The 13,844-nt window shown below is 50.0% G+C and carries 11 protein-coding genes and 1 other RNA gene; 2 read left to right on the forward strand and 10 right to left on the reverse strand.

Features of this window, described 5'->3' with window-relative positions; translation table 11 throughout:
* The 3 genes from ffs to VIN66_RS17690 all read right to left on the reverse strand — a co-directional run.
* Positions 1-62, reverse strand: an RNA gene (ffs, locus tag VIN66_RS17680) — signal recognition particle sRNA small type; the annotation flags it as partial.
* 79 nt (positions 63-141) lie between these two features.
* Positions 142-1,767 carry a methyl-accepting chemotaxis protein gene (locus VIN66_RS17685; protein ID WP_331925212.1) on the reverse strand — a complete coding sequence of 542 codons (1,626 nt, stop codon included), beginning with the start codon at positions 1,765-1,767 and terminating at the stop codon, positions 142-144.
* Positions 1,768-1,891: 124 nt separating this feature from the next.
* Positions 1,892-2,638 carry a DUF3014 domain-containing protein gene (locus VIN66_RS17690; RefSeq protein ID WP_331925213.1) on the reverse strand — a complete coding sequence of 249 codons (747 nt, stop codon included), beginning with the start codon at positions 2,636-2,638 and terminating at the stop codon, positions 1,892-1,894.
* Positions 2,639-2,861: 223 nt separating this feature from the next.
* Here VIN66_RS17690 and VIN66_RS17695 point away from each other — a divergent pair, with 223 nt between their 5' ends.
* Together VIN66_RS17695 and VIN66_RS17700 are read left to right on the forward strand one after the other, a co-directional pair.
* Positions 2,862-4,016, forward strand: a complete 1,155-nt coding sequence (locus VIN66_RS17695) for a patatin-like phospholipase family protein (RefSeq protein WP_331925214.1) — start codon at positions 2,862-2,864, stop codon at positions 4,014-4,016.
* Between the two features lie 122 nt (positions 4,017-4,138).
* Positions 4,139-5,038 carry a GGDEF domain-containing protein gene (locus tag VIN66_RS17700; protein ID WP_331925215.1) on the forward strand — a complete coding sequence of 300 codons (900 nt, stop codon included), beginning with the start codon at positions 4,139-4,141 and terminating at the stop codon, positions 5,036-5,038.
* On the opposite strand, the gene tilS is transcribed toward VIN66_RS17700, so the two are convergent.
* From tilS to fabZ, 7 genes are all read right to left on the reverse strand, one after another.
* The gene (gene tilS / locus VIN66_RS17705; RefSeq protein WP_331925216.1) at positions 5,035-6,336 is read right to left on the reverse strand and encodes a tRNA lysidine(34) synthetase TilS; all 1,302 of its coding nucleotides are present in this window, start codon (positions 6,334-6,336) and stop codon (positions 5,035-5,037) included. The genes VIN66_RS17700 and tilS overlap by 4 nt on opposite strands.
* A gap of 102 nt (positions 6,337-6,438) precedes the next feature.
* Positions 6,439-7,395 (reverse strand): acetyl-CoA carboxylase carboxyl transferase subunit alpha, encoded by a 957-nt coding sequence (gene accA, locus VIN66_RS17710; RefSeq protein ID WP_331925217.1) that lies wholly within the window; start codon positions 7,393-7,395, stop codon positions 6,439-6,441.
* Between the two features lie 17 nt (positions 7,396-7,412).
* Positions 7,413-10,883, reverse strand: a complete 3,471-nt coding sequence (dnaE, locus tag VIN66_RS17715) for a DNA polymerase III subunit alpha (protein WP_331925218.1) — start codon at positions 10,881-10,883, stop codon at positions 7,413-7,415.
* Positions 10,880-11,479 (reverse strand): ribonuclease HII, encoded by a 600-nt coding sequence (gene rnhB / locus VIN66_RS17720; protein WP_331925219.1) that lies wholly within the window; start codon positions 11,477-11,479, stop codon positions 10,880-10,882. The genes dnaE and rnhB overlap by 4 nt, the downstream gene beginning before the upstream one ends.
* A complete protein-coding gene (gene lpxB / locus VIN66_RS17725; protein WP_331925220.1) occupies positions 11,457-12,620 on the reverse strand; it encodes a lipid-A-disaccharide synthase in 1,164 nt (387 codons plus the stop codon). Before lpxB ends, rnhB begins: the two co-directional genes overlap by 23 nt.
* On the reverse strand, positions 12,620-13,411 hold the full coding sequence (gene lpxA, locus VIN66_RS17730; protein ID WP_331925221.1) for an acyl-ACP--UDP-N-acetylglucosamine O-acyltransferase: 792 nt from the start codon (positions 13,409-13,411) through the stop codon (positions 12,620-12,622). Before lpxA ends, lpxB begins: the two co-directional genes overlap by 1 nt.
* The gene (fabZ, locus tag VIN66_RS17735; RefSeq protein WP_134057111.1) at positions 13,392-13,844 is read right to left on the reverse strand and encodes a 3-hydroxyacyl-ACP dehydratase FabZ; all 453 of its coding nucleotides are present in this window, start codon (positions 13,842-13,844) and stop codon (positions 13,392-13,394) included. The genes lpxA and fabZ overlap by 20 nt, the downstream gene beginning before the upstream one ends.

Below are 13,844 nucleotides of genomic sequence, written 5' to 3' on the forward strand. Positions count from 1 at the left end.
CTGTGGCTGCTTCCTTCCGGACCTGACCAGGTTCGCCTACTAGTATTGCGAGAGGACCAATGGGGCTACCATTGCGCTGCTGAACCATCAGCAGGCGCGCATTATGCTTAAAACCGGCCAACGTTGCAAGAGCGCGACACACTAAACCTTGAATGCAGAGGCCTGAGTTTGTAGCTTCGCAGCCAGTTGCGCCAGCATATCACTGGCTTGTGCGCTTTGCCTTGAGCTGCTAGTGACTTCAGCAATACTGATAGTAAATTCGCTGATGTTTTTACTAATATCTTCAGCCACTATGGTTTGCTGCTCAGTAGCGGTAGAAATTTGTACATTCATATCCACTATGCTGGTCACGGAGTCTTTGATCTGTTCAATTACCGTCGCAGCACCTTTTGCATTATCAACACTGGTATCTGCATACCGCCGTGATTCATCCATAGAACTGACAGCCCGGCGGGAAGAAGTCTGTAAATTATCTATCATCCCTTTTATTGACTCAGTGGCACTTTGCGTATTGGTTGCCAGCTGGCGCACTTCATCTGCAACCACCGCAAACCCCCTGCCCGCATCACCGGCACGCGCGGCTTCAATAGCGGCATTCAGTGCCAGTAAATTAGTCTGCTCAGCTATAGTGCGGATAACAGCCAGAACCTGTGTAATTTTATCTGATTCATTATTCAGGTTACTGACGACAGAGCCGGTATCAGTCAATGTCAGCGACAGCTGTTCAATAGAGCGCATGTTCTGCATGACTTTGTCATAGCCGCTTTGTGAAAAACTATCTGCTTCATTTGCCTTTTCAGATGTGCGCAGAGCACTGGAAGCAACTTCCTGGATCGCTGCCGACATCTGAGTGACCGCGGTTGCGATCAAATTCGCTTTTTGCTCCTGCTCCATCGCTGTACTGCTAACCTGCTCACTTATAGAGCTCATTTGTTCTGATGCTGCAGCTAACTGTGTGATGGCCTGGCCCAGCTCATTAAAGAACTGTTGCAACCGTTGCAGTGTAGTATTCAGCGCTGTTGACGTAGCGGCAATTTCGTCTTTCCCCTGTACCTGAGCCCGGTTGCGTAAATCCAAATCATTACCAACGCTAACGATACAATGTTGCAGTAAATTCAGCGGCCGGTGAATAGAGTGGTAAATCAGCCACCCTAACAAGGCCAAGCAGACAAACACTACCATCAGCACCAGCATAAAAATCCATTGGAAATTTTCGTATTGCGTATGCGCCAGCTGGCGAAACTTATTAGCTTCATCAAGTTGCAACAGGATGAGTTTATCCAGAGCAGAGCTCAAAGGGTCTGCCATTTGGTAAAGTTCTTTATTAAATTTATCCGGACTATCCAGCATCAGACTGTTGTCATTCAGCCTGCTCTGGTATTGGCCTATCGCAGTTAAAAACGGCGCCAGCTGCTGCTCAGCGTCTTGCATCAGCTTTTGCTCTTCGCTGGTAAGCTCAGTCTGTTTGTACGCAAGCCAGGCTCTTTCTGCACTGCTTAGTGCCTGCGCAAGGCTGTCATTAGCTGCATTCGCACTGATAATGTTCCCGCGGTATTTGTGCAACGTATCCACTATGGTTACAGCATAAGCATCTGATACCTGCTTAATTTGCTGTAGCGGTTGTACACGGTCCAGATAAAGGCTGTTTATACCAAGGTTCAGTTGCCGCATTTCCTGCAGAGCAACCAGCGTTACCATCACCAGAACGACCAGAGGCACCGCTGCCAATACAGCCAAACGGCTTTTTACTGAATAGTTGTTTAACATAAAGTGCTCTGCCAGATAATTACATAACAATTATCAGCATAGGCGCTTTTTTAGTGGCTGGCGTAAAAAGTACTGCAGAAGTGGGCACGCAGCGACAGTTATTCTGCCGCTGCGTGTTAAGTCGTTAGTTTTGGGTCAGTAATGCGCGGTATTGCTGTAACAACGCTTTGATCTTTTTCTGGTTATCAGGCCCCAGCCGGAGCATTTGCTTCTGCGCCGGAGGCAACTGCTCTATTGCCGGATCGGCAAAAATGTACACCACTGCCGGACGCTCAAGTGCCAGCGGATAATTGACGTCTGGTGTGGCCAACAGCTCATCAATCGCTTCTATCAGTTTATTTTTAAATAGCTGATCCGGGTAGCCCAGCTCCGCATACGCCTGCTGCAGCAGCGGCTCATAACGGTTAAACAGCGCAACAAGTTGTGCCGGTTTGACGCTCTCTAACAATTGAACGTAAGGCTGATAGCGTTTGAAGCTTGCTTCATCCAGTTGCGGCTGTGCCCCGTCCTCTACGGTAAATTTCTGCTCCAGCGGTTGCAATACAGCACTTCCGGCAGCCAACTGCCCCTGCGCAATATTATCTACCTGCACGGCAAAACTTCGCAGCATGTCTTCTGTAACAAACAATGAGGCAAGCCCCGGGCGCCAGTCCAGAGACAGTAAGCGCTGACGAACCTCAGTGTCTGAGTCATCCAATGCCGGAATAGCAGGCTCAGGTGCAACCGTTGCCTCCGGCTCTGCTGCTGTAACAGGTTCAGTGATATCGGTTTCAGGTGCCGTTTCTACCGCTTCGGTTACCGGTTCAGGTTCCGGCGCTTGCTGCACAGGCTCATTAACCACTGGTGGCATCAGGTTCACCGGCGGCTCCACTGTATTCTCCTTTGTAAACATCAACCAAAGTGCAATAAGTATTACAATGACAACGCCTGCTATAGCTAATAGGTACAACTGCTGATTTTTGCTTGGTTCCTGTTCTGCCATGACAACCTCGATAACGGACTGGTAGGGTAATACGATTAAGCATTGCATTCTGCAACGATTCCAGCAATATACTAGCAATGAGCCTGTAGTCTGGAAAAAGTTCAACTTCGTTATGCCTGAACATAATAATCACACCGCCCCCAAAACGGCTTTGCTGTTAACTGGAGGTGGCGCCCGAGCAGCTTATCAGGTGGGTGTACTAAAAGCGATCGCGCAGCAGTTTCCCCGTAGCAGTAAATTGCCGTTTCAAATTATCAGCGGTACCTCAGCCGGCGCCATGAATGGTATAGCAATGGCATGCTATGCATCCTGCTTTCATCTTGGTGTTAAAAAACTGGAATGGATCTGGCGCAACTTTCACACCAGTCAGGTGTACTATTCAGACTACCCCAGGGTATTCAGACAGTTACTGCGCGGAATGTTCAGCGCTTTTCAGGCCGATTATGCCAATAAACAACCCGTCAGTTTGTTTGACAACAAACCACTACGCCAACTGCTGAGTAAGGTACTGGATTTAAAGCGTATTGACCGAAATATCATGGGAGGTTACCTCTCCAGCGTGTCGGTGACCGCCTCTTGCTATAACAACGGCGATTCCATCACTTTTTTCCAGTCTGACAGTGCGCTGGAATGGCGCCGGGCTAAACGCTGTGGTCAGCGCACTCTGCTTGGCGTACATCACCTGATGGCGTCTGCTGCAATTCCACTGGTGTTTCCTTCTGTACGTATTCACCAGCAATACTTTGGCGACGGCTCCGTTAACCAGTTGGCGCCACTAAGTGCGCCTATACATTTAGGCGCTGACAAAATTCTGATTATTGGAGTGGCTGACCCTAGAAAAAATGAGCCAAACCAGCGGATGTTGCATCACCCTGACCTGGCGACTATTGCCGGCCACCTGCTTGACACCGTGTTTACCGACAGTCTGAATTCAGATTTAGAGCGTATGCAACGCGTCAACAACACTATCAGCACTATGCGCCAGCATGGTGTCAAAACTGATTTGAAGCCGGTACAAAGCTTACTGATAAATCCCAGCCAGAACTTCGGCCAGATTGCCAGTGAGCATTTTCTGTCGCTGCCATTGGCGGTACGCACCCTGCTCAGAATGACAGGTATCCGCCAGCATTCAGACTCAAGCCTGGCCAGTTATCTGTTGTTTGAGCAGCGCTATACCCGTCGCTTGATAGAACTCGGTTACAACGACGCTATCGCGCAGATGGACAACATACTACAGTTTCTTACAACATCAGATACGGACAAGTAGTACGGCAGTCAAAGCTTTGACTGCCGCAGTATGGAATAATCACATCTAGCTGAAAAATATAACAATTAACATATTGGCCTGTTATTTGCTTTCTAAAATCAACGCAATAATGGGCCATGATTATGGAATACCTGCTAGTACAAGATGTTGCTTTAAGTACAGCTCCCAGCTACGCCGCAGTAACCAAGTTACAGAGCTGGCCACAGCTGCCGGAATGTGCTGAGCAAAGCCTGGTAAGCCAGTTACAAACCACTCTGGATATTCAGCAGCAGTTGAATATTGTGTCTATGGCGGCCGGCAAAGTTTTGCCTCTGTCGTCACTGACGGTTAAAACCGCTGTTGGAAACTTTACTGCCAGTGGTTCCTGTGCGGCAGATTTTGAGTATAAAAGTGTGTTGGTGCTAAACCAGCAATGCCTGGCTGAACTTATTTACCACAGCGACTATGCTTTTACACCGATGATCCAGCGTGAGTTGTTGCTGCTTGAAAGCGAATGGCTGTTTGCATTACGCAACGCACTCGTGGTAAGCCGACTGCAACAAATGGCATTGAAAGACACGTTAACAGGCCTTGGCAACCGTCGTTTTTTTGACGACAGCTTTGATAAGACGGTGCAACTGGCAAAGCGCCATAATGAAAGCTGTGCTCTGATCCTGCTTGATTTGGATAATTTTAAACAAGTAAATGATAACGCCGGCCACAGCACCGGCGATGAAATCCTGCTTGCGGTAGCCGATACATTGCGGGATATGCTGCGCTGTACCGACAGCTTATTTCGTTTTGGTGGTGATGAATTCGCTGTTCTGCTGTCGGGGCAGGACACCAGCAGTGCGGAGCTGGTTGCCAGACGACTGGTCAGGGCAATTAATCAGCATCATCGCTGTCAGCAACACAACGTCAGTGCCAGCGCAGGCTTAGCGCTGCTAAAGCCTGAGCAAGACAACAGACAGCTGTTTGCCGCGGCCGACAGTGCGCTGTATGCAGCAAAAGAAGCAGGTAAAAGCACAGTACGGGTAGCTTAGGGCTCTTGCTGCCAACTGCACCACCAACTGGCATGCTCAGGCGGGGTATTGCTGGCATAGCCTGCGACGGCAGCCACCTGGCCATCAATAATCAACAGCGGCACGCGTTGCCGCTCCCATGGCGGTACCTGCCATAGCTTAAACCACTGCTTTAAAGGCTTGCTCATACTGGCACCGGCTGGTTTAAAGCGCAGGCTCAGTTTACCAAAGTCCCACTGCCCCGAAGACACTGCCAGCGCCACAGCGCCATCACTCTGGCGGGCACTAAAATTAAGCCGGCCACAGCCAGAAGGCAGCATAATGCTCGCTTCAGCTTGCCAGTACAGTGTCGCTGCAGGTTGCTGCATATCAGCTTCGGTCAGCAGGTACAGGGTGTTTGCGAAACGGCGCAGCTGGTATTGTGCTAACACTAAAACCGGGCTGGCATCTTCGCGTGCATTGATCACATCCTGCTTTAACGTCTCGAGCCATTGTGTCTCAGGATTCAGACCATAGCCATGCAGCCAGCGGCGCAGCACCAAATCCTGCTGCAAAGGCACGAACGTAGTAAGCTCAGGTAATAAGATGCGGTTGCCACGCTGACAAAGCTGCAGCGCATTATCGGTATGATAGTCAGCCAGTTGCTGCAACTGTGCCAGGTGCTGCATACTGCGCGCGGCTGTCCTGGCAAAATGCGGCCAACGCTGACGTAAAACCGGCGTCAGTTGGTGGCGGATGAAGTTGCGGTCAAACCGCATATTGCTATTGCTGTCATCTTCAATCCATTGCAGCTGATGCTGCCGGGCATAGTGCTCCAGCTCCTGCCGGTTGAACTCTAGCAAAGGTCTTAACATCACGCCGGCTGCGAAACTGCGCTGGCGGGCTATGCCACTAAGGCCCGCCGGACCGGCGCCGCGCTTTAATGCCAACAACAGACTTTCCAGTTGATCATCACCATGATGCGCGGTCAGTAACATGTGTTTATCTGTACTGATACATTCTGCCAGTGCCTGATAGCGGGCTTCGCGTGCTTTATGCTCCAGGTTATCCGGTCCGGAAATATTCACTTTACGCGTCGCAAAGTCTACCTGCAGCATGGCACATTGTGCGGCACAAAATTCTGCCCAGCTGTCTGCGTGCCGGCTGATACCGTGATGAATATATACAGCGTTTAACGTAAATGGCTGCAGTTGCCTGGCTTGCGCCAGCAGATGTAGTAGCACCATAGAATCCAGCCCGCCACTTAACGCCAGCACCAAATGGTTATCTGCGCGCATCGCTACGGTATCAACAATATAACGTGGATTCAGTTCAGGCATAATGACGTTAATTCTATTGGCCAGACGTTATCAATTCAGCTCAGGCTAGCATAAAACAAAAAGCCAGTGCAGAGGCACTGGCTTCGAATGCAATCACAAAGCTTAGCAATAACCGTAAGACATCAGTCGCTTATAGCGCACATCCAGCAACTCTTTCTCACTCATTTTCTGCAATTTCTGCAAATCACGCAGCAATGCCTGCTTCATCGTTTGCGCCATCTGTTCCGGCGCCCGGTGGGCACCACCTAATGGCTCAGGAAAAACTTCATCAATCAGCTTCAGCTCTTTTATCCTGTCAGCTGTAATGCCCATAGCATCAGCGGCCAGAGGCGCTTTTTCTGCACTCTTCCATAGAATAGATGCACAGCCTTCCGGTGAAATAACCGAGTAAGTGCTGTACTGCAGCATATTAACTTTGTCGCCGACACCAATTGCTAAAGCACCGCCGGAGCCACCTTCACCAATAACGGTACAGATCACGGGTACTTTCAGCCCGGCCATCACTTTCAGGTTACGGGCAATCGCCTCCGACTGACCTCGCTCTTCCGCACCGATACCCGGGTAAGCGCCCGGCGTATCAATAAAAGTAATAATCGGCATTTTAAACCGTTGGGCCATTTCCATTAACCGTAACGCTTTACGGTAACCTTCCGGGCGTGGCATACCAAAATTACGTTTTATCTTTTCACGGGTATCACGGCCTTTCTGATGACCAATGACCATCACCGGAATATCTCCCAGTCGTGCCGTGCCACCAACAATCGCCTGATCATTGGCAAAAGTGCGATCACCGGCTAAATCGTCGAAATCAGTAAACATATGCCGGATGTAGTCCAATGTATAAGGCCGAAGTGGATGACGGGCCAATTGCGCTACCTGCCAGGCTCCGAGTTCAGCAAAGATTTTTTTGGTCAGGCCAAGGCTTTTTTCTTTTAGTTTGTTTATTTCTTCTTCCAGGCCCAGATCGTAATCGCCATTACGGCTGACGTTACGTAATTCGTCTATTTTTGCTTCAAGTTCAGCAATAGGTTGCTCAAACTCTAAATAATTCAGCATCATCGACTGTCACTACCTAATTAATTAAATTCCAGTTCTATTGTTGCCAATTGCTTTAACTGGTGCAACAAAGCGTCGGCCGGCGTTACCCACCACTGCGTTCCTAATTGCAACATTACTTCGCCTTCCTGGCGCTGATATCGCAGTTTCACCGGCACAGTACCTGCTTTAAACTCGCCCAGCACCTGCTGCAATCTTTGCAGGTAATTGTGGTCTATTTGCGGCGATTGTACAGTGATATTCAACGATCTCAGAGATTTTTCGCGAACCTGAGTAATCTCGCTGACATCGCGGCCGGTCATTGTAAGGCCACCGTTAAAATCATCAAAGCTGACCTGTCCCGTTATTACCAGAATACGGTCTTTTTGCAGCTGTTGCTCAAAGGATTCCAGCAAATCGGGGAAAAATCGTACATCCAGCCGGGCCGATTTATCATCCAACGTCACAATAGCCCAGCGCCGGCCCTTTTTGTTAATCATGATCCGTACTGACACTACTAAGCCAGCGACTGTAACACTCTGATCTTTTTTGGTCGGTTGCAGCTCTACCAGGCGGCAATTGACGTAACGGGGGATCTCATCAAGGTAGCGGTTTATCGGATGCCCGGTTAAATACAGCCCTAAGGTTTCGCGCTCACCTTCCAGCCATACCTCATCTGCCCAGGGCTCAACCTGCTTAAAGGCAGCAGCGGCATGCTCTGGCTCCGGGCTTAATAAACCAAATAAATCATCCTGCCCTACCGCCTGAGCTTTGGCATGTTGCTCAGCTGCTTTCATCGCCTCTTCCAGCGTTGCTGAAAGTGCAGCTCTGTGCGGTCCTAACCTGTCCATAGCACCGGATAGAATCAGTTTCTCAATGACTCTGCGGTTTAGTTTCTTTAAATCCACTTTGGCACAAAAGTCGAATAAGTCGGTAAAGCTGCCGTGTTTATTACGCGCCTCTAAAATGGCATCTATCGGACCTTCGCCAACGCCTTTTATCGCGCCGATACCATAAACAATATGCCCCTGCTCATTCACCGTGAACTTATAGACACCGGCATTAACATCAGGCGGAATAAGTTTGAGTTTCATCCGCTCGCATTCATCAACCAGGGTGACTATTTTATCGGTGTTGTCCATGTCGGCCGACATTACCGCCGCCATAAATTCGGCCGGGTAATGCGCTTTCATCCACAGTGTCTGATACGACACCAGGGCATAAGCGGCAGAGTGCGATTTGTTAAAGCCGTAGCCGGCGAACTTTTCTACCAGGTCAAAAATTTTCATCGCCAGATCAGGATCGATACCATTTTTCGCCGCACCTTCCTGGAAGGTATCGCGCTGTTTGGCCATTTCCTCTGGCTTTTTCTTACCCATAGCACGGCGCAACAAGTCAGCACCGCCCAGCGAATAGCCAGAGAGTACCTGAGCTATCTGCATTACCTGCTCCTGATACAGGATAATGCCGTAAGTGGGTTCTAATATGGGCTTTAACGATTCGTGCTGCCAGGTTGCGTCCGGATAGGATATTTCCTCCCGGCCACGCTTACGGTCGATAAAGTTGTCTACCATGCCTGATTGCAGCGGACCAGGCCGGAACAGCGCTACCAGTGCAATCATATCTTCAAAGCAGTCAGGTTGCAGGCGGCGGATAAGATCTTTCATACCACGTGATTCAAGCTGGAATACCGCTGTGGTATCCGCCTTCATCAACACATCGTAACTTTTCCGGTCTGTCAGCGGTATGCTGTTAATATCAACCAGCGGCTTGCCTTCGCGCGTCAGGCGCGCGTTCGCCATATTTACCGCCCACTGCAGGATAGTCAGTGTCCGTAAACCCAAAAAGTCGAATTTTACCAGGCCGGCATATTCAACATCGTTTTTGTCAAACTGGGTAACCGGGTTATTACCTTCATCATCGCAGTACAGCGGTGAGAAATCCGTAATTTTGGTGGGCGCAATAACCACACCACCGGCGTGTTTACCCGCGTTACGGGTTACGCCTTCAAGCTGACGCGCCATATCAATCAGGTCTTTCACTTCCTGATCCTGCTCGTACAGCTCTGGCAGGCGCGGCTCTTCTTTAAACGCTTGCTCCAGTGTCATACCAGGCGTTGGCGGTATCAATTTGGAGATGCGGTCAACAAAACCATACGGATGGCCCAATACCCGGCCAACATCGCGGATAACGGCTTTAGCGGCCATGGTACCGAAAGTAATGATCTGTGATACCGCCTCGCGGCCATACATATCGGCTACGTGTTCTATCACCTCATCACGCCGGTCCATACAGAAGTCGACGTCAAAGTCGGGCATCGATACCCGTTCCGGGTTAAGAAAGCGCTCAAACAGTAAGTCGAATTCCAGTGGGTCCAGATCGGTAATTTTAAGCGCATAAGCGACCAGTGAACCCGCACCCGAGCCCCGGCCGGGGCCAACAGGAATATCGTTGTCTTTACTCCACTGAATAAACTCCATTACCACCAGGAAGTAACCAGGAAATCCCATCTGGTTGATAACGTCCAACTCTATCTGTAAACGCTCGTCATACTCGCCACGTTTTTCCAGCCTGACATTCTCATCAGGGAACAGCTGAACCAACCGCTCTTCCAGGCCTTCCCGTGATTTCATCACCAGAAAATCGGCGTCAGTCATGCCCCCGGTCGGGAACGCCGGCAGGAAATACTCGCCAAGACGGATCGTAACGTTACAGCGTTTGGCTATTTCGACTGAGTTTTCCAGCGCTTCCGGCAGGTCAGCAAAAAGCTGCTGCATTTCCTGCTCAGATTTAAGGTATTGCTGCTCGGTGTAGTTTTTCGGCCGACGCTTATCATCCAGAGTAAAACCATCGTGGATGGCGACGCGTATTTCGTGCGCCGGGAAATCTTCCGGCTGTAAAAATACCACTTCATTGGTCGCGACCAGCGGCAAGTCATGCTGCTCTGCCAGCGTGACGGCTTTTTGAATGTATAACTCTTCATCCGCACGACCAGTACGGATAAGCTCCAGATAAAACCGATCAGGAAAATGCTGCTGATAAAAAGCCGTTAACTCATTGACCGATTGCTGATTTTCTTTCAGCAATGCCTTACCCAGCAGGCCATCTTTACCGGCAGACAGAATAATCACACCTTCAGCATAATCGGCCAGCCAGTGATGATCGATCTGTGGTTTACCATCAAGATGCCCGCGCAGATACGCTTTTGAAATCAGTTGGCTTAAATTCTGGTAACCGGTGTTATCGGCGGCCAGCAGTAACATGCGGCTACTTTCGCTGCCAAACAGTGGGTGCTGCACATAGCAGTCAACGCCAACGATGGGCTTAATGCCGGCATCGTGTGCTGTGCTGTAAAAGCGCACCAGACCACAAAAGTTCATTTGGTCCGTCAGGGCCAGTGCTGGCATATTCAGTTTTTGTGCGGCTTTAACGATAGGTTTGACCTTGGCAACCCCATCCACCATCGAGAAATCACTGTGCACGCGCAAATGAATAAAAGCCGGGCTACTCATCTGCTTTGCTGCTCCAGCACTAATCTGACAGGTTTAAAACTGCGCCGGTGTTGCGGCAATACACCGTAACGGGCAATAGCAGCAAGATGAGCCGCTGTCGGGTAACCTTTGTGATCGGCAAAACCGAATTGTGGATGTTGCAGGTGCAAAGCCTGCATTTCGTCATCACGTGCCACTTTGGCTAAAATAGAAGCCGCACTGATTTCAGCTACCAGCAAATCGCCTTTCACAACGGCGGAAGCCGGGATACCAAAATCAGTAGTGCGGTTACCGTCAACCAACACCCATTCCGGCTGCACTGACAACGCGGCCACCGCGCGGCGCATTGCCAGCATGGTGGCATGCAGTATATTCAGCTCATCTATCTCAGCGGGTTCAGCCCGGCCCAGCGCCCAGCATAGAGCGTGCTGTTTAATTTGCTCAACCAGCTCCGAACGGCGTTTTTCTGATAACTTTTTTGAGTCAGTTAAACCACTGATGGGCTTTGTCGGGTCAAGAATAACGGCGGCGGTAACCACAGCGCCGATCAGCGGGCCGCGGCCCACTTCGTCAACACCACAAATTAACCTGACATCAGGCCGCTGGTACAACATCATTTCCTATAACCTGTAAAATGGCCTGCGCCGCTTTAACGCTGGCGTCGCATTTGATCTGTTGATGGATAGCCCGGTATTGCGTCAGCAGCGATTGTCGGTCAGCAGAGAGTAACGGCAACATAGCGGCACTTAGCGCCTCAGGGGTGACCTGATGTTGCAATAGCTCTGTGACCATACCATGCCCGGCCAGTAAATTAGGCAGGCTGAAGTGCGAAAGCTTAACCAACCGCTTACCGATCTGATACGTCAGCCAGTTTGCACGATACGCCACGACCATCAGGCATTTTGCCAACATAGCTTCCAGGGTTGCGGTACCTGAGGTAATGAAAGTCGCATCAGACGCCAGCAGCACCTGACGCGCCTGGCCGATAAAGCTTGTTAGAGCCAGCTCTGGCGCCAGCTGTTGCTTAATGGCATTGAATTGCCCGGCTTTGCTCTCGGTAACCATATTGGTTACAAACTGCAGTTCAGGGATCTGCTGCTGCAGTAACAGCGCAGCCCGGAGAAAATCCGGTGCCAGCAATTTAATTTCATTAGTACGGCTACCTGGCATAATAGCCAGCACCGGCCTTGCAGGATCCAACCCCAGCTCAACTTTCGCCTTTGCTTTATCAACATCCAACGGCATATTGTCCGCCATCGTATGACCAACAAAGGTACAGGGTACCTGATACTTGTCGTAAAAAGCTTTCTCGAACGGCAACAACGACAACACCATATCCGTTGCGGCGGCTATTTTAAAAATACGCTTGTGCCGCCAGGCCCAGACGGATGGGCTAACATAATGTACCGTTTTAATCCCGGCCTGCTTCAGCTTTAGTTCTACCGGCAGATTAAAATCAGGCGCATCGATACCGACGAATACATCAGGTTTGTCTGTCAGTAACGCCGCGAGGATCTCACGTTTTACCTGCAGTAAACGTGGCAAACGGCCGAGTACTTCAACAATGCCCATCACCGCCAGCTCTTCCATATCAAACAGCGCATTAAAACCCAGTGCCTGCATACGGGGCCCGCCAATACCGTAAAATGTGGCATCAGGGTGCTCAGCTTTTAGCGCTGTGATCAGATCGGCACCTAAAATATCGCCGGAGTGTTCCCCGGCGATAATGGCTATTTTCAGTGGTTTATCCGCCGGCATCAGCGCACTATGCCCCTGCTGGCGTTCGCAATAAAATCGGTAAACAGCTTAAGTTCTGGCACCTGTGCTGCTTTTTCTTCCAGCGCTGCCAGCGCTTCAGCTACCGTCTGACCTTTACGGTACACTTCTTTGTACGCGCGGCGGATTTCCAGCAAGGCTTCACTGCCGTAACCACGACGTTTTAACCCTTCGGTATTGATACCGGCCGGCACACAAGGTGCACCATGCACCATAAGATAAGGCGGTACATCTTTTAATACTATAGAGCCACCACCGCAAAACGCGTGGGCGCCGATATGTACAAACTGATGCACACCTGTCATACCGCCGAGAATAGCCCAGTCTCCTATATGAACATGTCCGGCCGCCTGAGCACCGCTGGCAAATATGGTGTGATCACCAATCACGCAGTCATGAGCGATATGGGTGGTGTTCATAAACAGATTATGGCTACCAATAATGGTTTTACCCTGATCCTGGATAGTACCGCGATGCACAGAACAGCCTTCACGGAAGACGTTGTAATCACCGACGATCAGCTCTGTTGCTTCACCTTTGTACTTCTTGTCCTGACAGTCCTCACCAATACTGGCAAACTGAAAGAAATGGTTGCCCTTACCGATAGTACTTGGCCCTTTAATCGCTACATGCGATTCCAGAATACAATCATCGCCAAGCACAACGTTAGGACCGATGTAACAAAACGGGCCAACTTTTACATTCTTGCCAAGCTTAGCACTGGCATCAATTACCGCTGTTGGATGGATCACGTTAGAGCTCTCTTCTGGCACACATCAGCTCAGCCGAGCAGACAATCTGGCCTTCAACTTTTGCTTCGCCGTAAAACTTCCACATGTTGCGGCGCTCTTTCAGAAACTTCACTTCCAGTACCATGGTATCGCCCGGTAACACAGGCTTCTTAAAACGAGCTTCGTCAATGGCGGCAAACAGATATAATTCATTCTCTGAGCGTTCTGTCACCGTCTTAAAACCGAGAATACCGGTAGCCTGTGCCAATGCTTCCAGTATTAATACACCCGGAAAAATAGGCATACCAGGAAAATGTCCGGTAAAAATAGGTTCATTTACCGTCACATTTTTAATTGCAGTCAGGCTTTCACCCGGCGTGTAATCCAGCACACGGTCAATTAACAAAAACGGGTAACGATGCGGCAGTAATGCCATAATTTCCTGGATCTGCAGGCTGTTAAGTTGGTTAGCCAA

The organism is Rheinheimera sp. (genome assembly GCF_036568245.1).
GTDB lineage: Bacteria > Pseudomonadota > Gammaproteobacteria > Enterobacterales > Alteromonadaceae > Alishewanella.